At 59.6% G+C, this 23,758-nt stretch carries 21 protein-coding genes and 1 tRNA gene; 18 read left to right on the forward strand and 4 right to left on the reverse strand.

Annotated features, from left to right (window positions below; translation table 11 throughout):
- Position 1 precedes the first annotated feature (1 nt).
- A tRNA-Asp gene (locus RR842_RS00865) sits at positions 2–78 on the reverse strand.
- A gap of 663 nt (positions 79–741) precedes the next feature.
- On the opposite strand from RR842_RS00865, the gene RR842_RS00870 reads away from it, so the two are divergent.
- The 8 genes from RR842_RS00870 to RR842_RS00905 all read left to right on the forward strand — a co-directional run bounded on the left by RR842_RS00870 (position 742) and on the right by RR842_RS00905 (position 10,160).
- Positions 742–1,305 (forward strand): MarR family winged helix-turn-helix transcriptional regulator, encoded by a 564-nt coding sequence (locus RR842_RS00870; RefSeq protein WP_332518462.1) that lies wholly within the window; start codon positions 742–744, stop codon positions 1,303–1,305.
- A complete protein-coding gene (locus RR842_RS00875) occupies positions 1,296–3,458 on the forward strand; it encodes an ABC transporter ATP-binding protein (protein ID WP_332728812.1) in 2,163 nt (720 codons plus the stop codon). Before RR842_RS00870 ends, RR842_RS00875 begins: the two co-directional genes overlap by 10 nt.
- Positions 3,455–5,335, forward strand: a complete 1,881-nt coding sequence (locus RR842_RS00880; RefSeq protein ID WP_332728813.1) for an ABC transporter ATP-binding protein — start codon at positions 3,455–3,457, stop codon at positions 5,333–5,335. The genes RR842_RS00875 and RR842_RS00880 overlap by 4 nt, the downstream gene beginning before the upstream one ends.
- Positions 5,336–5,420: 85 nt before the next feature.
- Positions 5,421–6,140, forward strand: a complete 720-nt coding sequence (locus RR842_RS00885; protein WP_332553351.1) for an HAD family hydrolase — start codon at positions 5,421–5,423, stop codon at positions 6,138–6,140.
- Positions 6,141–6,296: 156 nt separating this feature from the next.
- The gene (locus RR842_RS00890; protein WP_332728814.1) at positions 6,297–7,910 is read left to right on the forward strand and encodes a ribonucleotide reductase subunit alpha; all 1,614 of its coding nucleotides are present in this window, start codon (positions 6,297–6,299) and stop codon (positions 7,908–7,910) included.
- Between the two features lie 5 nt (positions 7,911–7,915).
- On the forward strand, positions 7,916–8,464 hold the full coding sequence (locus tag RR842_RS00895; RefSeq protein ID WP_332521205.1) for an Rrf2 family transcriptional regulator: 549 nt from the start codon (positions 7,916–7,918) through the stop codon (positions 8,462–8,464).
- Entirely contained in the window at positions 8,455–9,330 is an 876-nt protein-coding gene (locus tag RR842_RS00900) for an adenine glycosylase (protein ID WP_332511684.1), read from the forward strand. The genes RR842_RS00895 and RR842_RS00900 overlap by 10 nt, the downstream gene beginning before the upstream one ends.
- Positions 9,331–9,581: 251 nt before the next feature.
- Positions 9,582–10,160, forward strand: a complete 579-nt coding sequence (locus RR842_RS00905) for a manganese efflux pump MntP family protein (RefSeq protein WP_332521206.1) — start codon at positions 9,582–9,584, stop codon at positions 10,158–10,160.
- A 21-nt stretch (positions 10,161–10,181) separates the two neighbouring features.
- Here the strand turns inward: RR842_RS00905 and pheA are convergent, their stop codons facing one another.
- Complete coding sequence (gene pheA / locus RR842_RS00910) at positions 10,182–11,033, reverse strand: prephenate dehydratase (protein WP_332728815.1); 852 nt, start codon at positions 11,031–11,033, stop codon at positions 10,182–10,184.
- 385 nt (positions 11,034–11,418) lie between these two features.
- On the opposite strand from pheA, the gene RR842_RS00915 reads away from it, so the two are divergent.
- The 6 genes from RR842_RS00915 (at position 11,419) to RR842_RS00940 (ending at position 17,375) form a co-directional block, all read left to right on the forward strand.
- Positions 11,419–12,669 carry a hydrogenase small subunit gene (locus RR842_RS00915; protein ID WP_332511689.1) on the forward strand — a complete coding sequence of 417 codons (1,251 nt, stop codon included), beginning with the start codon at positions 11,419–11,421 and terminating at the stop codon, positions 12,667–12,669.
- A gap of 6 nt (positions 12,670–12,675) precedes the next feature.
- Positions 12,676–14,322 (forward strand): nickel-dependent hydrogenase large subunit, encoded by a 1,647-nt coding sequence (locus RR842_RS00920; protein WP_332511690.1) that lies wholly within the window; start codon positions 12,676–12,678, stop codon positions 14,320–14,322.
- A gap of 1 nt (position 14,323) precedes the next feature.
- The gene (locus RR842_RS00925) at positions 14,324–15,022 is read left to right on the forward strand and encodes a cytochrome b/b6 domain-containing protein (protein WP_332511691.1); all 699 of its coding nucleotides are present in this window, start codon (positions 14,324–14,326) and stop codon (positions 15,020–15,022) included.
- 115 nt (positions 15,023–15,137) lie between these two features.
- Complete coding sequence (locus RR842_RS00930) at positions 15,138–16,094, forward strand: DMT family transporter (RefSeq protein WP_332728816.1); 957 nt, start codon at positions 15,138–15,140, stop codon at positions 16,092–16,094.
- A gap of 217 nt (positions 16,095–16,311) precedes the next feature.
- Positions 16,312–16,746 carry a viscotoxin-A3 gene (locus RR842_RS00935; RefSeq protein WP_332728817.1) on the forward strand — a complete coding sequence of 145 codons (435 nt, stop codon included), beginning with the start codon at positions 16,312–16,314 and terminating at the stop codon, positions 16,744–16,746.
- A gap of 14 nt (positions 16,747–16,760) precedes the next feature.
- Positions 16,761–17,375 carry a hydrogenase maturation protease gene (locus RR842_RS00940; protein ID WP_332728818.1) on the forward strand — a complete coding sequence of 205 codons (615 nt, stop codon included), beginning with the start codon at positions 16,761–16,763 and terminating at the stop codon, positions 17,373–17,375.
- 63 nt (positions 17,376–17,438) lie between these two features.
- On the opposite strand, the gene RR842_RS00945 is transcribed toward RR842_RS00940, so the two are convergent.
- On the reverse strand, positions 17,439–19,145 hold the full coding sequence (locus RR842_RS00945) for a GGDEF and EAL domain-containing protein (RefSeq protein ID WP_332521210.1): 1,707 nt from the start codon (positions 19,143–19,145) through the stop codon (positions 17,439–17,441).
- 333 nt (positions 19,146–19,478) lie between these two features.
- Here RR842_RS00945 and RR842_RS00950 point away from each other — a divergent pair, with 333 nt between their 5' ends.
- The 3 genes from RR842_RS00950 to RR842_RS00960 all read left to right on the forward strand — a co-directional run bounded on the left by RR842_RS00950 (position 19,479) and on the right by RR842_RS00960 (position 21,284).
- The gene (locus RR842_RS00950) at positions 19,479–19,901 is read left to right on the forward strand and encodes a DUF488 domain-containing protein (RefSeq protein WP_332511698.1); all 423 of its coding nucleotides are present in this window, start codon (positions 19,479–19,481) and stop codon (positions 19,899–19,901) included.
- A 148-nt stretch (positions 19,902–20,049) separates the two neighbouring features.
- Positions 20,050–20,739 (forward strand): helix-turn-helix domain-containing protein, encoded by a 690-nt coding sequence (locus tag RR842_RS00955; RefSeq protein ID WP_332728819.1) that lies wholly within the window; start codon positions 20,050–20,052, stop codon positions 20,737–20,739.
- Complete coding sequence (locus RR842_RS00960; RefSeq protein WP_332728820.1) at positions 20,736–21,284, forward strand: flavodoxin domain-containing protein; 549 nt, start codon at positions 20,736–20,738, stop codon at positions 21,282–21,284. The genes RR842_RS00955 and RR842_RS00960 overlap by 4 nt, the downstream gene beginning before the upstream one ends.
- 136 nt (positions 21,285–21,420) lie before the next feature.
- Here RR842_RS00960 and RR842_RS00965 read toward each other — a convergent pair whose 3' ends face one another.
- Positions 21,421–21,957, reverse strand: a complete 537-nt coding sequence (locus RR842_RS00965) for a CarD family transcriptional regulator (protein WP_332724449.1) — start codon at positions 21,955–21,957, stop codon at positions 21,421–21,423.
- Between the two features lie 663 nt (positions 21,958–22,620).
- Here RR842_RS00965 and RR842_RS00970 point away from each other — a divergent pair.
- A complete protein-coding gene (locus RR842_RS00970) occupies positions 22,621–23,622 on the forward strand; it encodes a LuxR C-terminal-related transcriptional regulator (protein ID WP_332728822.1) in 1,002 nt (333 codons plus the stop codon).
- The last annotated feature ends 136 nt before the right edge of the window (positions 23,623–23,758 follow it).

A 23,758-nucleotide genomic window follows, 5' to 3' on the forward strand; every position in this document is an offset into this window, starting at 1 on the left:
ATGGCGGGATGTACGAGACTCGAACTCGCGACCTCCGACGTGACAGGCCGGCGCTCTAACCAACTGAGCTAACACCCCGTGCTTTGCAGCGAGGGATATTCTATCGGGAAATCAAAAAGGGCGCAATACCCTATTTTGAAAATTTTTTATCTCGTCCCCAAAAGGGGCACGGGGTATAATAGAGGACGAGCCGAAGGGAGCGTGTACTCCCACCGGCTCTAAGAATCGCTTCGGCGGTTTGGGTTTGTTTCTAGCGCTCCGGCCCCTTGCGGGATCGGAGCGCCTCCTTTATCACCAAAAACAACTCGATGACGCGGGATACCAGCTCTAAAAGCACTGCAGCAAGCATGAACAAATCCAAAACGGTCATGGGCTTCACCTCCGTTCATCTAGAATAATGAGAGGGAGAGGCACCAAGCCGCCGGGCGTTTCCTGATGCATACTATAGCGCCGCGACCTTGCGGATCGACCGTATCCTTGCCGTATAAAAGCCGCATCAAGCCAGCAAAATACCAGCAGATCGACCGTCGGAGGCTGGGTAGGATGCAAGCAGGTATTCGACATGCGTCTAACTAAAACCAAGCAAGCCAGATCGGTCTCGACGAAGTGCCGGACATGCAGGCGTGCACGTTCTGTGGAAAAGAAAACGATCCGCTTATATTTCATGATGAAATTTTTAACAAGTGATATATTTTAGTGCCTAAATTAAATAGGAGAGAAAGCGAGAGAAGCGATGGGGTTATGAAGATAACGCGAGACGAGGAGTTCGAGCACCCCTTTATGTCCGAGCATGGCGCTTCGTTCGGCCCGCTCGATGACATGGTTCGCGAGCTGTTCGAACTGATGCGTCGAGCGCGGCAGGCCGATCTCGTGCCGGCACCCAAAGGGCTCACGCAGGCGGAGTCGCGCATTTTGTCGGCGATCGATGCGCTGCACTGCCGTCGCGACCACGTCCGTCCGGGGCTCGTTGCGGAGGTCACCCATACGAAGCCCAGCGCCCTGTCGCAGACGCTTCGCGTTTTGGAAGAGAAAGGGCTGCTGGAGCGGCACCGAACGAGCAGCGACTTCCGAGGTGTGGCTTTGAGCTTGACCGACGAAGGAAAGCAGCTCGCCAAGGAGTCCAAGCGACTGCATAGCGAGCATATGAAAGAGGTCGTGGCCTTCATGGGCGAGGACGACATTCGCCATCTGATACGCATTCTCCGCAAGATCGTGGAATTCCACGAAGCCCCGCGCGATGCATCTGCAGAGAGGGTCGACGAGGAAACCGACGAGCAAAAAGGAGGCGAGAGCCCGTGCGCGTAATACGTTACCTTAAAAACGCCAAGATCGCGGTCGTTCTTATCGTGCTGCTGCTGGTAGTGCAGGCGTTTACTGACCTGTCGCTGCCGAACTACACGTCGAAGATCGTCGACGTGGGCATCCAACAATCGGGCATCGAGCATGCGGCCACGACCGAGATGACCGCGAAGACGCACGATCTGGTGGCCATGATGCTGCCTGCGAGCGACGAGCAGACGTTCCGCGATGCCTATACCGAAACCGATGCGGGCACCTACAAGCTGAACGCCCAAGGCGAGAAGGAGCAGGCAGCGCTGGATGGCATGGCGGCCATGCCTTTGGTTGCCATCCACAATGCCCAGCAGATTCCCGACCTGGATCTCGACCAGGCCCTGCAAGCTTATCAGGCCGGGGTGGTGCAGAAAGACCAGATCCTCGACATGCTGAGCGAGGCCAAGAGCAAGATGGGCGATAGGGGCGATTCCATCGTGCAGCAGCAGGCCATCGCTGCGGCCAAGGCGGAGTACGAATCGCTCGGCTACAACCTCTCCGACATGCAGATGGGCTATCTTATCCAGATCGGCCTTATCATGCTGGGCCTGGCGGCACTCGGCATGGTGGCTGCGGTCATCGTGGGCTACCTCGCCTCCCGTACGGCCGCCAAGGTGGGCGCCACGTTGCGCGCGAAGCTGTTCCGCCAAGTGGTGTCGTTCTCCGACGCTGAGGTTCAGAGCTTCTCGGCGGCCTCGCTTATCACGCGCGGCACCAACGACATCCAGCTTATCCAGATGATCACCGTCATGCTGCTGCGCATGGTGCTGTACGCGCCCATCTTGGCTATCGGCGGCATCATCATGGTGTCTCGTACGAACCTGGCCATGAGCTGGATCATCATTCTTGCGGTCGTGGTCATCGGCGTGCTCATCGTCGTGCTCATGAAAGTGGCTATGCCCAAGTTCAAGATCATGCAGAAGCTGGTCGATCGGGTGAACCTTGTGTCGCGCGAGATACTTACCGGCCTACCCGTCATCCGCGCGTTCGACCGTCAAGAGCACGAGGAGCAGCGTTTCGATGCGGCCAGTGCGAACCTTATGAAGACGCAGTTGTTCACCAACCGCGTTATGACGTTCATGATGCCGCTGATGATGCTTATCATGAACGGCGTGAGTGTGCTTATCGTGTGGGTAGGCGGAAGCTACATCGACAACGGCACCATCCAGACTGGCGACATGATCGCGTTTATCACCTACTCCATGGTCATCATCATGGGCTTCCTCATGATCGGCATGATATCCATCATGCTGCCGCGTGCCGACGTGGCCGCGCAACGTGTCGACGAGGTGCTGAACACGCAGCCCACCATCTGCGACCCGGTACCCGGTAAGGCCCAGGACGACGTGTTGGCCAGTTTTGCGGGCGGGGCGACCATTGCTTTCAGCAAGGTCAGCTTCAAGTACGGCGACTCGAAGGAGTGCGTGCTGGAGGACCTGGACTTCACCTGTGAGCCGGGCAAGACCACGGCCCTCATCGGGTCGACGGGTTCGGGCAAGTCAACCGTCATCAAGCTCATCGAGCGCTTCTATGACGTCACGGGCGGCTCTATCACGTTAGACGGCGTGGACATTCGCGCTGTCAGCCAGGAGGCGCTTCGCGCGCAGCTGGGTTACGTGCCCCAGAAGGCGTTTTTGTTCTCGGGCACCATCGAGTCGAACATCGCCTACAGCGACGAGGGCATGCCTTCCGAACGCGTGCAAGCCGCTGCCGAGATTGCCCAGGCGGCCGATTTCATCGCGTCGAAGGATGAAGGCATGGAATCGGACGTGTCCCAAGGTGGCACGAACGTATCGGGAGGCCAGCGTCAACGTTTGGCCATAGCCCGCGCGCTTGCTACCGAGGCCCGCGCCTACTTGTTCGACGACAGCTTCTCGGCGCTGGACTACAAGACCGATGCGGCGCTGCGTCAAGAGCTGCATACGCGTCTTTCCGACAAGACGGTCGTGATCGTGGCCCAACGCATCTCCACCATCCTGCATGCCGACAAGATCGTCGTGCTGGACGATGGCCGGATCGTCGGCCAGGGCACGCATGACGAGTTGCTGAAAACCTGCGAAGAGTACCGGGAGATCGCGATGTCCCAGCTGTCGGCTGAGGAATTGAGCGGGGGTGATGCAGCATGAGCGCGCAGACGAAAGCAGGCGCCCCTCGTCGTGGTCCTATGGGTGGCCACGGAGGGCATGGCCCCGGGGGCATGATGCCCGGCGAGAAGGCCAAGGACCTCAAAGGCACGCTCAAGAAGCTTGTCGGCTTCATGGGCCGCTTCAAGGTCGGGATAGCCGTAGTGCTCGTGTTCGCCGTCGCCTCCACGGTGTTCACCACCGTCGGCCCCAAGGTCATGGGACAAGCAACGACCGAGCTGTTCAACGGCATCGTGGCCAAGATCGGTGGCACCGGCGACATCAACTTCGACCTGATCGCGCAGATCCTGCTGTTCACCATGGGGCTGTACCTGATCAGCGCTGCCTGCTCGTTCGTGCAAGGCTGGATGATGAGCTCCATCTCCCAGCGCACGTGCTACGAGCTGCGCCGCGACATCGCGTCGAAGATCGACCGCATGCCCATGGGCTACTTCGAGCGCAACTCGGTGGGCGACACGCTCTCGCGCATCACCAACGATGTCGACACGCTCGGCCAAAGCCTGAACCAGGGCATCACCCAGCTCATCACGTCGGTGGTGTCCATCATTGGCGTGCTAGTCATGATGCTTACCATCAACCCCCTCATGACGCTTATCACCGTGGTCATCCTTCCCATTTCGCTGGGACTTATCATGATCGTGGTGAAGAAGTCGCAGAAGTTCTTCTTCGCGCAGCAAAAGACGCTCGGCGAGATCAACGGCATCGTCGAGGAGACGTTCTCGGGACATGCCATCGTGAAAGCGTTTAACCGCGAGGACGGCACGGTGGACACGTTCAACGAGACGAACGCCCGCCTGTACAACTCGGCGTGGAAGTCTCAGTTCATCTCGGGCCTCATGCAGCCTATCATGGGCTTTGTGAGCAACCTCGGCTACGTCGTGGTGGCCATTACCGGCAGTTTCATGGCCGTGCAGGGCATCATCACGGTGGGCGACATCCAGGCGTTCATCCAGTACGTGAAGAACTTCACGCAGCCCATTACGCAACTGACGCAGGTGTCCAACGTGCTGCAGCAGATGGCGGCGGCGGCCGAGCGTATCTTCGAGTTCCTCGACGCACCCGAGGAGGAACCCGACCACGTGACGGCTCGCTCCGAAGATGCCTGCTGCGGGGTCGAGTTCGAGCACGTGCATTTCGGCTACGATCCGGAAAGGCCGGTTATCGAGGACTTCTCGGCCTCGGTTGAGGAAGGCCAGACGATTGCGCTCGTCGGTCCTACGGGTGCCGGCAAGACCACGATGGTGAAGCTGCTCATGCGCTTCTACGACGTGCAGGCGGGCTCCATCAAGATAGGCGGCCATGACCTGCGCGAGTTCGCGCGGGACGACCTGCGCAGCATGTTCGGCATGGTTTTGCAGGATACCTGGCTGTTCAACGGCACGATCCGCGACAATATCCGCTACGGCAAGCTCGACGCTACCGACGAAGAGGTGGAGGCAGCGGCGAAAGCGGCCTACGTTTACCACTTCATCCAGACGCTTCCTGCGGGCTTCGACACCGAGATCAACGAGGATGCCAGCAATATCAGCCAAGGCCAACGACAGCTGCTGACTATCGCACGCGCTATCCTAGCCGATCGCCGTATGCTCATCTTGGACGAGGCCACCAGTTCGGTGGACACGCGCACCGAGGAGCGCATCCAGAAGGCTATGGACAACCTCATGGCCGGGCGCACCTCGTTCGTCATCGCGCACCGCCTGTCCACCATTCGCTCGGCGAACCTCATCCTCGTCATGCGCGATGGCGACATCGTGGAGCAAGGCACGCACGAACAATTACTCGAACTTGGCGGTTTCTACGCGGAGCTGTATAATTCACAGTTCGCTGAGACTATCGACGAGGCGGAGGAAGAGCGCTGAGGGGAATGCGCTGTCCTTGCCGAGGTGGAACCATGTATGGCTCTGCCTCGGCTACCGCATCGCTCGAACGGACGAGGATGGCCGCATGCCCCTAAAGGGAGCCGATTGCACAACCGACGAGACGCAAGCCGCACCTGCAACCCGGGTGCAGCTTGCCGTATTCGATTTCGATGGCACCAGTATCTGCGGTAATTCGCCGGTGATGCTGGTGTGGTACCTCAGGCGGCGCCACCTGCTTAGGAAGAGCGTCGTTTTGCGCATCCTGGTGTGGGCTGCCGCCTACAAGCTGCGCCTGCCGCAAAACGAGAGCTCGGTGCGCAGCCTGGTGTTCACGGCATTCGAAGGAAAGCCGGCCGCCGAGGTCGATCGATTCCTTGCCGGATTCTACGACGAGTGCGTGGCACCTCGGTTCCGTCCGCAGGCCGATGCTGCCATGCGTGCACATACGCAGGCGGGCGAGGTGGTCCTGGTTATCTCGGCCACGTTCGAGCCCATCATCCTGCAGGCCATGCAGCACCACCCCTTCAAGCATCAGATATCCACGCGCATGCGCATCGCCCCGGACGGCACCTACACGAGGGAAGTGGAGGGGTTGCCTGTCGAAGGCGAGCAGAAGCTCGATGCGGTGAAGCACTTTGGCGACGAGCATTACGGCCCTGGGAACTGGGAGCTTGCGGCCGCTTACGGCGACCATCACTCCGACCGGGCCGTATTGGCGGCTGCCCGGCGGGCCTTCGCGGTGAATCCCGACCGACCGCTTATGCGCACGGCTCGCAAGCGGAACTGGGATGTGGTGGCCTGGTAGCGCTGCTCTAGGTTTCGTTGGTAGGTTTCGTTCCTGTGACATTTCATGTTTTTACGCTGCGGCCTCTGTTGTCGCGCTCGACTCCGGTAAAATGCGACTTGAGTATATACATTTGCGCAAAAGCGCAATTTCTATAGCTGCGAAGGAGGTGGGCCCATGTTCGAGAACGCTGACACGAACAGCTCGCCAAGCCAGAACGACGAATATGACAACAGCTCTTCCACCGACTACCTGCGCCGTGCCGCGCAGGCCAGCGCGGCGGGAGACGCCGTGCTGGGCATGCACCTGTACCTTGCTGCGTTCGAGCGAGGTGCACATGGTGCCTATGCCCCTGATGACGAAGCGATCGACGGGCTGCGCCAGGCATGGTCGCTGGCCTGCAAGCTGAAGGAGCGCTCGCTGGCAGAGTACATTTTCGAGAAGCTCGAGCCTTTCCTGGCTCCCGGCGAGGTGTCTGCCTGCGCCGAGCAGCTGCAGCGCTTGGCGTTGGATAAGCTGGAGGAATTCGGTCTGACCCGCGAGGATCTCGAGGACATGACTGATATGATCTCGCAGGATTTCCTGGGTATCGATGCGCCGCGCCTGATGCAGGTAGAGCATGTGACGCTGCCGAGTGTATTCGGCTCGGGCCTGAAAGTGTCGGGCAAAACGAAGGCCGAAACCGTGGTCGATGCGGCAGACAGCGAGCAGGCTGCGGTGAAAAAAGAGACTCTCGCCCTCGGTGCAGATACGGTGGAGACGACGGCTCTTGATGCCTCGGCGGAGCGCACGGCTGCGATCGTGCCCGCAGCGCAGGCGGCCGAGGACGGGGTCGATGATGCCGATGCCCATGCGGTGGTGGTATCGCTCGAGCGCATCACCTATGCCGACATCGTCGGATACCGTGACACGGTGGCGCTCATGCGCGATTTCGGCGTGGGCATGCAAGGCGATGCCCAGTTCCAGGACTTGGTCTCGTTGTTGAACGCCCGCCACGGCCTGGACAGCATGCCGGCTGCCGATGCCATCTTGTTCCGCTCGCCCGCGCGCGAGGACGCGAACCGCTTCATGGTGGCCACCCTTGGCGAGTTGGACATGCCGACTATCCGTATGCGCATGGAAGAGAACTTGCAGGGCATGCCGGTGCTGTGCGTTATGGCCCAGGCCGACAACCAGCCCAAGCTGAACGCGGCGCGCAATACCTTCGAGGGACCAGGGGTGTTGCTGCTGGAGGATCTGGACCTTTGGGTGTCGCCCTATGCGGACCCGCTGGACGAGATGGGCGGATTCGTGTTCTCCAGCCTTTCTCGCGGTGCGCGCGAGACTATCGGCCTGATCCGCTCGGCGGCCGAGAGTCCTGACGTGTTCGTGTTGGCAAGCGCGTCTGAGGAGGGTGAGATCGACCCCTTCTTCTACGATCTGCTGGAGCCTTTGTCCATCGTGGACATCGACTATCCCACGCCGGCCGAGCGGGCTGACATTTGGATGGAGATCGCCCGCGAGCATCCGTCGCTGCGCAGTATCTGCCGTGCCGACCTGGTGAAGTACTCCGAGGGCATGCCGCGCTACGATATGTACCTGGCTGCCCGCGAAGCGGTTGAGGAAGCCTACAAAGCTGGCCTCATGACACGCCGCTACGTGGCGGTGACGAAAGACAACCTGTTTGAGAAGCTGGCGGCCTATCAGCCGCTGGACTCGGCCGAGTACCATGCGCTCGAAGATGCGGTCGTGGTTGATTTCAGACGCGAATTGGAGCATCTCGACGATCTGCTGAAAGGAACCGGGGAGTAGGAGATATGGATATCACGCGACGTTGCGATTATGCCTGCCGAATTCTCCGTGCTGCTTACAAGAGCGGTGACTCTTACGTCTCGGTGTCGGATATTGCCGAGGCCGAAGATATCCCTTATGCGTTCGCCCGCAGCATCCAGCATGACTTGGTGAAGGCGGAGCTTATCAAGACGGTGCGCGGCGCACGGGGAGGCTTAGTGCTGAACTGCGATCCTGCCGAGGTGACCTTGCTCGAGGTGCTGGAGTCCATCCAGGGTCCCGTGAGCGTGTCTCTCTGCGCTATCGATCCTGAATACTGCGAGAAGCAGGAAGGGTGCGCGTACAACAAGGTTTGGCAAGGTGCCGATCGTCTGCTGAACGGGTACTTTGCCGCCATCACGTTGAAAGATCTGTTCGAGCAAGGCGGTACGCATCCCGCGGTGGTGGCGGCTATGGCTTCGGGCGACGGGCCGACCTCCTGCGCGGGTATGAACGACAAGGCCTCAGGCGGGGGAGCGGGCAGCTGCGCTTGTCCGAGTGACGCGACGTCCTGTACCTGTCGGTCATGCCGCTGACGCAGGACGCGTGTCCTGTGTGGCCGTGCGACGACCCGGACCGCGACGCGTTCATCGCCCAAGTGCGTATGCAGGGAGCGAGGCTCTACCGCGACCTTCCGTGGAGGAACCTGGACGACCCCTATGCCGTGCTCGTATCCGAGATTATGCTGCAGCAGACCCAAGTGGCGCGGGTGGGGCGGTTTTGGGAGCGTTTCCTGGCGCGGTTTCCCACCCTCGATGCCCTGGCATCGGCCGGTACGGCCGACGTATTGGAGATGTGGCAGGGGCTCGGCTACAACCGCCGGGCGTTGGCGCTGAAGAAGACGGCGGACGTGTGCGCCGCTGAACGGGGAGGAACACTGCCCGATACGGCTGAGGAGTTGCAGGCGCTGCCGGGCATCGGCCCGGCTACGGCAGCCGGGGTCGTCGCCTTCGCCTTCAACCGCCCCTCGCTGTACCTTGAGACGAACGTGCGCACGGTGTTCCTGCACGAGCTGTACCCCGACTGCGAGGGCGTGAGCGACAAGCAACTGGTGCCGCTGGTGGCCGACACGTGTCCCCCCGACGATGCACGGGCGTGGTACTACGCGCTGCTGGATTACGGCGCGCATCTGAAAACGCAGGTGGCAAACCCCTCGCGCCGCAGCGCGCACTATACGCGCCAGTCGGCCTTCGAGGGCTCTCGGCGCCAGAAACGCGCCGAGCTCGTGCGCGTCGTGCTGGCGGCACCCGGCATCACTGCGGACGAGCTGGCAGTCCGTCTCGACGAGTTCGAGCGGGCCGGGGCACGCGACGGCGTGGATGCGGTAATCTTTGACAGCATCGTGGCAGATCTCGTGTCCGAAGGCTTTTTCCGTCGCGACGGCGACGTTTTCCTTCCCTGACCGAAAAGCTGTGGTAGAATCCCTCTACTCCGTGAGGGAGTAGTCGATGCCGAAAGGCGTGGCTGCGTCAACATACTGCTTCCAGGCGAAGCTGGCGCACTCTTAAACGACAAGACTCGCGGTGTGGCGTACTCGTCGCACCGTTCATCAGATAGCCGGCGCGCGTATGCGTCGGTATTTTTTTGCCTATCGTCCGAAAGGGCGCTGCGGGTTGCGGCTGGGGTGGCTGCGATAAGACGAGAGGACTATCCATGGGATTCGTAGAGCTGTTGTTGATTGCAGTAGGGTTGTCTATGGATGCCTTCGCGGTGTCTATCTGCAAGGGCTTGTGCATGAAGCGCCTAAACTTGCGCCAAGCCGCCGTCATCGCGCTGTTCTTCGGTGGCTTCCAGGCTGTCATGCCGCTGATCGGCTGGGCGCTCGGCACGCAGTTCGAACGGTTCATCACGCCGGTAGACCATTGGATCGCTTTTGTGCTGCTGGCCTTAATCGGCGGGAAGATGCTTTGGGATGCCTTCCATGACGATGACGAGGGCTCCTCGTGTCCGGTGGACGGCAAGCTGAATATGCGCGAGCTTACCATGATGGCCGTGGCCACGAGCATCGATGCCTTGGCCGTGGGTATCACGTTCGCTTTCCTGAGCGTGGACATCGCCCCTGCGGTAGGCCTCATCGGCGCCACGACGTTCGCCCTGTCCCTGGTGGGCGTGGCGGTGGGCCATCGTTTCGGTGCGCGCTACGAGAAGCCCGCCACCATAGCGGGCGGTGCCGTCCTTATCCTCATAGGTTTGAAGATACTGCTCGAGCACCTAGGTGTCATCGCGTTTTAGCGCCGCGCGGAGGCGTGCCGCCTACACGATGGGGTAGCTTCCCAGCACCTTCACTTCGCGCAGCTTCAGGCGCAGGCAGTTCAAGGCGGTCTGCACGATGGGGTCGTTCTCGGAACCTTCGAACTCGATGAAGAACATGTAGTCACCCAGCGCCTGTTTGGTGGGGCGCGACTGGATCAGGGACAGGTCGATGCCGGCGAAGGCGAACTCCGAGAGGATCATGTGCAGCGTTCCCGCGCGGTTCACCTGCAAGAAGAGGGCAAGCGACGTCTTGAGCTTCGTCCCGGAGAACACCGGCGGGTGTCCTTGACGGCCGATCAGGGCGAACGCCGTCTGGTTTCCGAAGTGGTCCTCGATGTCGCGCTCGCAGACGCGCGCTCCGTGGCATTCGGCGGCGAACGCGTTGGCGATGCCCGCGATATGCGGGTCGCTCGCGGCCAAGCGGGCGCTTTCGGCGGTGGACGAGGTGGTGATGGCGGTGCGGCCGGGGAGCCGCTCGTTTAGGAAGCGGCGGCATTGCGCGAGCCCCTGGGCATGCGACGCCACGGTGGTGATGTCCTCCATCGTGGCGTCGGGGTGCATGACTAGGCAATGATGGACGTCGACGACTTCCTCGCCCAAGATGTTAGCCGAGCTTTTGAACGCGAAGTTGTCGAGCGTGGCCGTGACGGATCCTTCGAGCGAGTTCTCCTTGGCCACGACGCCGTACTCGCATTTGCCGCGGTCTACGCAGTCGAACACCTCGTCGAACGAAGTGCATTCCAGAAGCTGCGGCTCGCCGATGCCGAGCCGCGCGGCGAAGGCGCGCGTTGCCTCGTCGGTGTAGGTGCCGGCGGGGCCGAGGTAGGCGAATACGGGTCCAAGGGGGGTCATGGCGGGTTCCTTCGGGTTCTTCGGTGCTTGGGCGGTGCGCCTGCGTTGTGTTGCGGGCACACAATATCAGGCTATAATACCGGTACGAGAACCTGTTCGCATGCGGTTGCAGTCCTTTGCAGAAATCCTACAATTCTCCTGTTTTTCGATGAGCGGTATTGCAACGTACGCGGTATGTGGGCGGTGGTAGCTTCTATGCATGTTTCTGCATAAAAGAACTCTGACCTGCATAAAATATGTTACGTAGCAGCCATTCCGTAACATTTTTAGACCATTTGCGGCTCAAATGTTGCGCTCACGTCACCGCCACGTTAGAGGAAGAATTTCTCGGGGAAAATGTATCTAGTATGTTATGTCAGACGAGAGCACCTGAGGAGGTGTGCACATGGAAACAGAGGCCACGGTTTCAGGGTTTCAGGATATGCTGTCCGCTCGCGGGGTGACGCGACGCAGCTTCATGAAACTTTGCGGCGCCGTTGCCGCGGCTGCCGGGCTATCTCAGCTCGCCGCTCCGCAGGTGGCGCAGGCCCTTGAGAAATCCGTGATCGGCGCGACGAAGGGGAACTTGTACCCGGTAATCTGGATCGAAGGCGCGTCATGCACGGGCTGTACCGAGTCGTTCGCCCAAGTCGAGACCCCCGATCCGGCAAGCGTCGTTCTGGAGCTGATCTCGCTCAACTATTCGGAGACGCTGTCCGCGGCTGCCGGTTGGTCGATGGAAGAGGCAAAAGAGCAGACTATCCACGCCGGCGGCTATATCCTCATCTACGAGGGCGCTGTGCTGGAGGGTTGGGGCGGTCAAGCGCTGCGCGTTGCCGACAAGCCTGGCACGGAGCATTTGGTCGAGGCTGCCGCGAACGCCGATGCGGTCGTTGCGTTGGGCTCTTGCGCGGTCAACGGCGGCTGGATGGGCGCGAACCCGAACCAGGCCGGTGCGTTGGGCGTGCAGGCGTACCTGAAGAAGGCTGGCATCGAGACACCGGTTATCAATATTCCCGGTTGTCCGGCGAACCCCGAGTGGCTCGTATCCGTGCTGGTCGATGTCATCATGCTTGACAGTAAGACGCTTAAGCTGACCAGCGAGAACAAGCCTGCGGGCATCTTCAGCCAGACGATCCACGACAACTGCGAGCGTCGCGGCCACTTCGAGAACGGCGAGTTCGTCTACCAGTTCGGCTCCGAAGAAGAAGCCAAGGGCTACTGCCTGTATCCCATGGGCTGCCGCGGACCTCAGACGATGTCCAACTGCGGCGTAGTGCTCTGGAACAACCGTCGCAGCTGGTGTGTCCAGGCCGGTTCTCCCTGCATCGGCTGCTGCGAGGCTGCCCCGAACGATCCCGGGCATAACTGGGTCGAGGTGAACACTCCGTTCTACAAGCGCCATCGCGACCTGCGTATCGGCGACTGGATGGTCCAGCCCGGCACGATTGCGCTCGGCATCACGGGCATTCTGGCTGCAGCGCTGATCGTACACGGCTTCGGCATGAAGCTGTCCGGCCGCATGGACGGCGGCGCCGACTTCGAGAAGGTGCGCTCGTGGGATGCCAAGCATCCTGACAATTCCATCGGCAAGTACGATACGGCCTCGTCCGACAAGAAGGACGACGCCGACAACAACAAAGAAGAGGGGAGGTAAGCCTACATGACCCGTTCAGTCATTGACCCGATCACCCGTATCGAGGGCCATCTCCGCGTCGAGATGGAAGTAGAGAACGGCAAGGTGTCCGACGCCTGGGTGTCCGGCGGCTGCTTCCGTGGTATGGAAATGGTCGTGGAGAACCGCACGCCCGAAGATGCGGCGCAGATCGTGCAGCGCATCTGCGGTGTGTGCCCGGTATCCCATGCTCATTCGTCCGCTATTGCGGCCGAGAAAGCCTACGGAATCAAGATTTCGAACAATGCGCGTATCATCCGCAACCTGCTTGAGGGTGCGCAGTTCCTTCATAGCCACATCCTGTGGTTCTACAACCTGGCGGCTCTCGACTACGTGAACCCGCTCAACGGCTTGAAGGCCGATCCGGCCGATGCCATTGCGCTTGCTCAGGCTGCCGGCACGTCCATGAACACCGACTTCGTCGCGCTGCAAAAGCGTCTTTCGACCTTTGCGCAGAACGGTCAGCTTTCCATCTTCTCGGGCAACTGGTTTGATGCCGAGGATGGCACTGGCTACAAGCTGCCGCCCGAGCTCGACCTCATTTGCACGGCACACTATCTGGAAGCCCTGCAGATGCAGGCTAAGGCTTCCCAGATCTCAGCCATCTTGGGTGGCAAGATGCCGCACGTCATGACCTTGATTCCTGGTGGCACCGCCTTCGTGCCCACCGAACAGAAGCTCGACGACCTGTTGTACCTCATTGACGAGGTGTACGACTGGGTCGAGGCCACGATGATTCCCGACACGCTCGCTATTGCGCCCTACTACACCGATGCGCTCACCTGGGGCAAGGGCTGTGGCCGCTACGTCGCCTGGGGCGTGTTCGAGAGCGAGACCATGGAGATGAAGGATCGTTATCTCCCCATGGGCGTAATCGACGAAAACCTCAATCTGTCCGACGTGAAAGAAGAGCTCATTACCGAGTACATGGGTCACTCATGGTACAAGGGTGAAGAGACTTTGACTTCCCCGTACTTTGTTACTGAGCCGGAGTACACGGAATATGACGTCAAGGACCGCTACACGTGGGTCAAGTGCCCCGCTTACGGCGGCAAGCCCTACGAAGCTGGCGGACTGTCCCGTATCCTTGCGGCATACAAGCGCAACGTGCCCTTCGTTGTCGACCGGGTCGATGGCCTGCTCGAGGCACTCGGCGCTCCGGGCAAGATTAGCGTTGCTCAGTCTACGCTGGGACGCACGGCAGTGCGCCAGATCGAGACGCTCTACATCGCCAGCCTGATGAAGCTATGGGTTGCCGAACTTATTGAGGCCATCAAGGGCGGCGACAGCGAGTACTTCCGTGAGCCTGCCACCGTCACCGGTGCTGGCACTGGTTTCTGGGAGGCACCGCGTGGTGCGCTTTACCATTCCGAGGAAGTCAAGGACGGCAAGATTACGGGTTATCAGATCATCATCCCGACCACCTGGAACCTGGCCCCGTTGAATGCGGCTGGCGAACATGGTCCAATGGAGCAGGCGCTTATTGGCAACCCGGTGGGTGACATAGAGAAGCCTATCAACGCCCTGCGTACCGTGCACAGCTTCGACCCCTGCACGGCTTGTGCGGTGCACATCACCGAGCCGGCGACGGGCAAGAGCTTCGAGACCGTGACGAGCCCTTGGGGGGTGAAGTAACATGGCGCACTTGGCACACTACCGCGAAGCGCACCCGATGCCCTTCGTCATCACGCACTGGATCAACCTTGTTGCCATGATCCTGCTTATCGTTACGGGCTTCTGCATCCACTTCCCCTTCTGGGCCGGCTTCATGGGCATTGCCCGCGGTGTGCATGTGTTCTGCGGTTTCATCCTGTTCTTGAACTGCATCATCCGCGTGCTCATGGCCTTCTTCGTGAAGTCGTCGCCCACGGGCGGCACGCATAACCAGGTCACGGACTACAAGACGTGGTTGCCGCAGGCCGACAACCGCCACCAGCTGGGTGCTTGGATCAAGTACTACCTGTTCCTGAAGAAGGACCATCCGCTGGGTGCCAAGTTGGGCGTGCCCCAGAAGATCAGCTATCTGGCTATACCCCTCCTCGTCATCGTGATGTTCTACACGGGCTTGTGCCTGTGGGCTCCCACGATGGGCTGGGGCCTCATGGCTGGCGGCACCGATCTGGTGGGCGGCCTTATGTCGATGCGTATCATCCACTACTTCTTGATGTACGTGTTCATCTGCTTTATGTTCATCCATATCTATTTGGCGAACATCGAGGGCATCAGCCCGACGCTGCTCATGTTCTTCTGGAAAGAGCATGGCGGTTTGGTGTACGACACCGAGAAACACACGATCGTCGGCGAAGACGACATGAAGCATTCTGAAAAGGCATAGCGTTCGCAGTTTCGGTAGCACAAAAAAGACCCGGGCTTACCGGGTCTTTTTTGTGCGATACGCCTGGCATGGGCGTGCTATCGTAGTGGTCTGTGCGTACGAGAGAGGACGAGGCGTGGCAACCGAAGAGGAGACGAGGATGCGCGGGCATATGTTCGCGCTGTTCACGGTGCTGGTGTGGGGTACGACGTTCGTGGCGACGAAAGTGCTGTTGACGGGTTTCTCGCCGGTGGAAATACTGTTCTACCGCTTTCTCATCGGATTCTTGGTGCTGCTGGCCTTTCGGCCGCGTCACGTGCGGCTGGGTAACTGGCGGCAGGAGGCGCAGGTGGCGGCCGCCGGCCTGACGGGCGTCGTGCTGTACTTCCTGTTCGAGAACATCGCCTTGACCACGACTACCGCCAGCAACGTAGGGGTTATCGTGGCGGTGAGCCCTTTTTTCACGGCTCTGCTGTCCGCCGTGCTGCTGAAGGACGAGCGGCCCCATGCGATGTTCTTCGCGGGGTTCGCCCTTGCCATTGCGGGTATTGCCCTGATCAGCTGGAGCGGTTTGGGGACAGGCAGCTTGGTCGGCGACCTGCTGGCCGTTGCTGCGGCAGCCGTCTGGTCATGCTACGCCGTGCTCACCCGCAAGCTGGGCACGCTTTTCGAGGACCCCATCCAAGCGACGAAGCGCACGTTTGCCTGGGGGTTGGTGCTGATGGTTCCCGCGCTGTTCCTGTTCGACTTCCACTTCGGCGTGGAGCGCTTCCTTGATCCACTCATGGCGGGGAACCTGCTGTTCTTGGGCGTGGGGGCCTCGGCTGCTTGTTTCGCCACCTGGGGCATTGCCGTGCGGCTGCTGGGTGCGGTGAAGACGAGCGCCTATATCTATCTGGTGCCGGTGATTACCGTGACCGCCTCGGTGGTTGTGCTTGGCGAGCCGCTGACGATACCAATCGTGTTGGGTATCGTGCTGACCTGCGCCGGCTTGGTGCTGTCTGAGCGTGGCAAAGGACGGGTAAAGGCAGGGCTTGGGCCGGACGGAAAAGCAGAGTCCGCGCCGGACGAGGCGGGGCGGACTCTGCCTTAGGTTGATGCTGGGCGACGCGGTTGCGGCGGCACCTGACCTCGGGACGGTGCTAGCCGGGCGTTTTCTGAGGCTTTGCGGCCTAGCGTCCCTCGCGTTCGATGAAGCGTACGAATGCGTCGGCCTGCTTTTCCAAGTAGGGTGCCGTTCGACGTGGCAGCCTACCGCGAAAGAGAAGCTTCGCTATAATAGAGGTGAGAGAAAAACGAAGGAGGCCAAGATGCCGGCAGGATTGACCGACGAGCAGATAGCAAACGAGGAACGGTTCCTCGAAGGTATACCGCGGCTGAACATCGGCGCGTTGTTCCTTCCTCCCATCTGGGGTCCGGCTCATGGTTTCTGGGCATCCATCCTGTTCTACCCGGTCTGGTTGTTCGCGGACAACACGTTCTATGCGGCCTGGACCGAACGCACGCCGCTCGCGATCATAGTAGCTACGGTCGTGTTCGTCTCCCTGACGGCGGGTACAGTAGCGTTCTCGCTGATCGGACAGCCTTTTGCTGCCCACCGCGCCGCATCGCGCGGCGTTGGTAAGGAGGCGTATCTGAAGCGACAGCGCATCTGGGCGGTGGTCAGCGTGGCCGTGGGACTTGCCATGATCGCTGCGGCGGCGTATTACAACCTGGCTATCCGTCCGACCGTGGGCCTTGCATGAGCGCGGGTCCGGGTGTGGAAGATGCGAGGGGCGGGGCGACGCCCGTTGCAGGCGAAACCACCGAGGACGCGAGTCTTTGCGACCATGTCGGCTACCCAAGCGAAGGCGTATCGGCGCCCCTGCCCCGCATTGCCGTGTTCTGCGTGGGCAACAAGCTTATGCTGGACGATGGGGTGGGCCCGGCGGTGTATGAAGAGCTGCTGGCACGCTACGAGATGCCGGACAACGTCGAGTTGTTCGATGTCGGCTGTCTGAGTTTTGATATGCTGAACTACGTGAACGATTACGAGGTGATCGTCACGGTAGATGCCGTGGACGGTACCGACAAGGAGCCGGGTACGGTGTTTCGTTTCCAACCCGATGCCATGGCGCGCCACGTCGGTGCTACGGCATCGCTGCACGACCTGAAGCTGATCGATCTGTTCGATGCCGCCTTCCTGCTGGGCTACGAAGCGGAGGGGCTGTGCTTGGGCATGCAGGTGGAGAATCCCTCGCCTGCGTTGGTGACCATCGGGTTGACGCCGAAGGTAGATGCGGCCCTACCGCTGTTGGTGGAGACGGTGGCAGGCGAGCTAGCGCGTTTCGGGTCACCGCTCGTGCCGCGCACGCAGGTCGATACCGCTTTCTGATCTGCCCTTAAGTGTTTGCTTGCGAGGATGTTGTTCGCGGTTCGGGCGCGTCCGGCGCGCCTGTTATGCCGGCATTTCCTCGTCGACGGCCTCGGTGCTTAAAAATCGCGTCTCGAACTCCGCTGCCGGAACGGGTCGCGACACCAAGAACCCTTGGATGATGTCTGCTCCGATAGCGCGCACGGTATCGAGCTCGATACGCTCTTCGACGCCTTCGACGGTCACTTTGATATTGACGCTGTGGCAGAGCTCGATGACGGCATCGATGAAGGCACGGTTGAATGCCTCGGCTTGGATGTTCTTGATGAACAGGCGATCTATCTTCACGATGTCGGCGGGGGATTGCGACAGCATGCCGAGCGATGAGTACCCGGTGCCGAAATCGTCCATGGCAAGCTGTATGCCCAGTTTTCGCAGGCGTTCGAACGTCGTGCGCAGCGCCTCGAGGTCGGTGACGAAGTAGCTTTCCGTCATCTCCAGCACGATGCGGTGTGCCGAGGCTCCTGTCGCTTCGAGCGTCCGCTGTACGAACGGCACGAAGTCGGACTCGAGCAGTTGCAAGTACGAGATGTTGATATTCATGATGAAGTCGTCGTGGAGGCGGTTCCACGCTGCGCACTGAAGTGCGGCCTGTTCGAACACCCAGCGTCCAACCGACGCTATCAGCCCATAAGATTCCAAGACGGGTACGAACTCGTCGGGTCCCACGTCGTCGAACCCGTCGGCTTTCCACCGCAGTAGCGCCTCGGCACCTGCGATACGCAGCGTGCGCGCTTCGATGAGCGGTTGGAAGTGCAACGAGAACCCGTCCATGTCGTCGAAGACGGAGGCTTGCAGGCGGTCGCTTAGCTCGAAGCGACGCAGCTTGTCCTGAGAGAGCGACGAGGAGAAGAACGAAACGGTGTTCTTGCCGCCGTGCTTGCTTTCCTCCAGGGCGCTCTCTGCATGTTTTACCAGCTCTAAACCAGTATTTCCATCTTCGCCGATCATGACGATGCCGCCTGATACGGTGCAGAAATACGAGGTGTCGTCGATGGCTTGCGTGCGGTTCGAGAATGCGTGCACGGTTCGGAACAAAGACTCCATGGTGCTGCGGTCCGCGTCGTCTATGACAACGGCGAACTCGTCTCCGTCGAAGCGGAACGCCGCGGCGTTATCGGGCAGCAGGCGCTGCAGCGTTTGGGCAAAGTGCCTGAGCACGCCGTTTCCGAAGGCATGGTCGTTGAGCGAGTTTATGCGCGTAAAGTCATCGAGGCCCAAGAGCAGCAGGCCTCCGGTTACCTGCTTGCGCAGCAGCAGGCGGTCGAGTATCTGCAAACATTTGCTGTGCGTGAACAACCCGGTGATCGCGTCGACTTTCCCCTTGCGCTCGAGGTTCGTGATGGCGCCGGCGAACAGGAGGGGTTCTCCGTGCTCGTCGCGTTTGAGCAAGCCGCGGCATACGATCCACAGATGCCCTCCCTGGCGGTTGTGCACCTGGTATTCCAAGTCGTGCTCGTCGGTCTTGCCGGACAGCATGCGCTCGATGGACTCGTCGAAACTTGGCAGGTCGCGCTCGGTAACGAGGTGCCGCCAGTGGGGGATGAGGCCTTTGAAAAGGCGGTCTGGAAGATCGAAATCGCGCAGCATGTTGTCGGATATGAGTGCCATGTCCGTTTTCATGTCGATAATGTAGAGGTAGTCCTCGGTGCTGTAGGAGATGGCCTCGTAGAGCAGGCGCGGATCAAGGTCGAACGATTTCAGCGCTTCTTGCGTGTCTATGGGGTTCACCTCGCATCCTTCAAGTGGTTCAATCTTTAGTTGTACAGTATACAAGAAATTGCGCGAAAGCGATCGGGCGCTTGCAAAGATGCGCGCCCTCGGCTCATCAGGTGCATGAGGGTGGCTGCTGGGATAGAAGGAGCGGGAGCGGTGGTCTCTCGATGCACTTGCCTCGCGGGGTGCAGTGGCGGGCATGGGGACGTGACCGGGCGTTCCGTGACAAAACACCTGCGGTTTTCCGACGGGGCGTTTGCAGAATGGCGATTGTTCCACGGATGGGGCTACACTTCTTTCAAAAGCCCGTGGCTTGTTCTTCGAGCTGCCGAAAAGGAGATGGATGCCATGAACATCTATACGAACAGCGCCTACGAAACCACCGCCGAGGAGTTCTTCGGCAAGCTTACGGCGGAGAAGGTTGACTTGCTGCTGGACACGCGTTTGAAAAACACGAACCAACTGGCCGGTTTTACGAAAAAGAACGATCTGGAATATTTCGTGCCGAAGCTGCTGCATGCCGACTACGTGCATGACAAGCTGTTTTCCCCGGCGCCTACCATTCTTGAACGCTACTTGCATGGGAACATCGGATGGGATGCCTATGCGGATGCTTATCGCGAGGATATGCGCGAGCGCGATGCGGTCGGGCAATTCTTCGAGCGTTATGACGAATACCACCAGGTCTGTTTGCTGGGCACTGCCACGCGCAAGCGTCGTAGCCACGTCGAGGTGCTGAAAGAGCTGTTGGAGCAGTTCCAGAAGGCCTAGCATACGGCCCCTGGAAGCAGCGGCTCCTGTCGGCTCCTTCCTGCGAGCGGGAGCCTTTGTGTCTGCTCGCCTGGTTTTCCTTCTTGCAAAACTAGCACTTGCTAGCTATTATACTAGCAAGTGCTAGTTTTAGAACAAGAGGAGGGTCATGGCGCGCGAGAACACGAAAGAGCGCATTCTCGAGGAGGCATTCGCCTTGTTCGCCGAACGCGGCTACCATGCGGTGTCCATGCGCGACATTGCGGCTGCGGTGGGGATCAAGGACGCCTCGCTTTACAATCATTTTCCCGGGAAGCAGGCGCTGTTCGAGGCGATTCTCGAAGGGGCGATCCAGCGGCTGCGCAGCCATTTCGAGCCGCGTGGCGTCTTGGTCTGCGTCGAGGACGACAAGGGCGCTTACGAGCGCTTGTCCTTGGAGGGGCTTACCGATCTGGTTCTGGCTACCTTCCGGCCCTTCTTCGAGGATTCCTTCATCGTGCGCCTACGTCGCCTCCTGGTGATCAGCCAATTCGAGAGCGAGATGGCGGCGCAGGCTTATCGTCTGGTGTTTGTCGAGCGCCCTTTGGCGTTGCAGCGCACGGTGTTCGAGCACCTTATGGCCACGGGCGAGTTCGTGCGCGACGATGCCGTCCAGATGGCCGTTGAGTTCTACGGGCCGGTTTTCTTGTTGCTGCATGCCGGCGTGCCCTGGGGCGAGGCCGCACCGCGCATTGCCGCACACTTGGCGCAGTTCGCAGGCACCCGCCGAGAAGGATGCGGCGAAGAGAAAGACGCTGTTAGCAAGGATTCTAGCGCGACAAGTGCATCCGATTCAAACAAAGAGAGCAGGGTTTCATGAAGGCCGTTGTAATGTATCGATCCAACACCGGGTTCACCCGTCGTTATGCGACCTGGATTGCCGAAGAGCTGGGGTGCGAGGCGATTGATATGGCGGTATCGCCTGTCGATGTGGGTGACTTTGACGTGGTGGTGTTTGGCAGCTGGTTCCACGCTGCGCTGGTTCCTGGATCGAAGGAGTGCAAGCACCTGATGGCTGAGCACCCCGATGTGCCGTTCGTGGTATTCGTTGTGGGTGCGACGAAGCCCGAGGAGACCGAGCAGACGGCCGAGGCGCTTGAGCGAACCTATCCCAAGGCTGACTACCCGGACCTGCCGCGCTTCTACCTGCGTGGGGGGTTCGATTACCCCTCCCTTTCCTTTATGGACAAGATGCTCATGAAGATGATGTTCAAGGAATTGGAAAAGAAGGCGGCCTCGGGCGATGCTGACGCGGCAGAGGGCCTGGCTGGTATGCGCGAGGGATTCGATGCCACTGATAGGGAGGCTATTGGGCCGCTTGTTGCCTGTGCGAAAGAGCTTGCGGTGGGCAGAGCCTGCCGGTAAGCGATAAAATATGCTTACAAGCAGGGTTCGAAGTAGCGTGCGGCAACTCCTGTTGGACTGGAGCTAGCGGACGCAGTGCCTCATGAGGCTGGGGTTTTCGTCGACATCATGCGCCTCGTGCGGAGAAGAAGCCGGGCTACCGGCGCGTTTCGGACTTCTCCACGCATTGCGCAAGGAAGTCTTTCACGCTGTCGCGCTCCATGTTCAGCGAGATGGAAAGCTCGTCGCACAGCAGGCCCTCCGCCAATTCGAGGTACTTCTTGTCGGTGGCCGTGATCTGGCGCCCGCTGTCGGTCCTTCGTAGCGTGCGCTCGCGTACGGATTTCATGATGGGGATGAGATCCTTCGGGGCGAACGTCTTGAGGTGACGGTCGTATTCTTCCCTGATATGCCGATCCAGCAGCACGGGGGTATTCGCACCTGGTCGGAGTGCATCTACGTCGATGCTTTCCGCGTCGGCTATAGAGTCGATGAGCGAAAGCGCCTCCTTGCGCGTCATGGTGGGCCGCAGTGCGGGAGGTGCCGCGTCGTCGATGGCTACGAAGAGCTTCAGGGAGTTTTCGAACAAAGCGTGCAGCTCGAAGTAGTCCTTGCCTTCGAAGTATCCTTCTCGGATGCTGACCACTTCGCAGACGTGGTGATGGTAGACGACGATGTCTCCTGGCGAAAACATAATGACCTCCGATTGGTCGGATAGGGTAGACGACAGGTGCTGTGTATCGCGTCAGAAAGGTGGCGCAGAACAGTTTAATTTATTATACCAGTTCAGATCCCTTAAGGCGATGCTCGCGCCCTCGGTGTGCGTAAATGTCTACATGTCTACCTGTCTGGGAAGTTAAGACAGACACAGTGCAAGTTCAATTGCACTTAAAGTGGCAATCAATCAAAATTAAATTCCGGCAGATTCCCCTCGCTCTGTTTGAGGGGACGGTCGGCTATGGGGCGAAGTCTTGCTATAATGAAATACGTAAAAAAACAACCCGTTGCTATGCCTGGTGCCAGTGAATTCCGCGTAGGATTGGCGATCGATCTTGTGCTGAGGGGCGGGGTGTTGAGGACTTTGAAGGGCGCGGGCGTGATGAGGGCGCCCAAGACGTTCGCTGTGGCTCATGGGAGTGTGGCTCTGACTGTTGCTCCATCTTGCACTATCAGCTTGCAAGCAAAAGGTTCAGAGCGGGCGCTTGCGGAGCGCGACCAATAATCGATACGGATCTACGGAGGTATGATTGTGCGGGAATCCTCCACGATGTTCTCCTTTGAGACAAAGGGAGTCCGCGGTGCTTGCGATGTTGACGAAGATGCCGAGAGTGATCTTCGCGCTGGCGCAGCCTTGCCTGTGTCGGATGTTCTTTTACCGCTGACTGATGCTGTATTTGAACCAGGAGGGGCGTTCGGGGCTGTTCGGGAAATAGGCGATTCTTGCTCGCGCGACGTGGCGCTTGCTGAATATCATTACTATCGTGGCGAGGCTCAAAAATGTTCTGATGTTGTCGAGCCTTATCTCACATCTTGCGATCCCTTGATCCGCCTTGCCTCTTGTTGGCTTTACGGCTACGCGAACCTTGCGCTCAATCGCACGCCTCTCACGCGCAAAGCGATCGTGCAAGTACATGAGATGCTTGAAGATCTATCGTTTTGTGCATCTCGTCCTCGTCTTATGGCATCGGCTATCCTTGTTGAGACGGGGTCGGCCACGTTGCTGCATCTTCCGGTTCCAAAGGATATTCCGCCGCTTGCTATGGCGATGTGCGAACTTCCCGAAGGTTTGCGTCTGTTTGCTGCTTATGTGAACGCTCATCGGCTCTACCTTAGGGGAGACCATGCTGCGTCCATCGGTCTAGCCGAAGGCTCTTTGGCTTTTTTAACGGCATCACATCCTATTCCTGAAATTTATGTCCACTTGGTTTGCGTTATGAATTATATGAGCTTGCGTCAGGCTGACAAAGCGCGCGAGCACTTCATGGCTGCATGGGAGCTTGCTCGCCCCGATGGCCTCATCGAACCTTTCGGCGAGCATCATGGCCTGATGGGCGGCATGTTGGAGCAATGTCTCAAGCACGATTGGCCCGATGACTTCAAGCGCATTGTCGATATTACCTATCGTTTTGCTTACGGATGGCGGCGTATTCATAATCAGGCCACGAGTAGCACGGTGGCCGACACCTTGTCGACCACGCAGTTTACCTGCGCTATGCTGGCAAGTCGTAGCTGGACCAACAAGGAGATTGCGGAGCACCTCGGGTTATCGGCTAGCACGGTTAAGACCTATCTCTCTGAAGCATATGCTAAGCTGGGTATTACGCGGCGATGCCAGCTTGCACCTTTTATGCTCAAGTGATTTGTGCGTCGCAACGGTGTCGCTCAGTACTCCTGGAGCAGGATGGGGTGATAGCCCGCCATCCGCTGTGATGAAGGTGCTGACGCACACCCTTTCCGATTACTTGTTTTAGCGAGGTTGTGCTTTTCGTTACATT

It is taken from the genome of Gordonibacter sp., assembly GCF_036667095.1.
Classification (GTDB): Bacteria; Actinomycetota; Coriobacteriia; order Coriobacteriales; family Eggerthellaceae; genus Gordonibacter.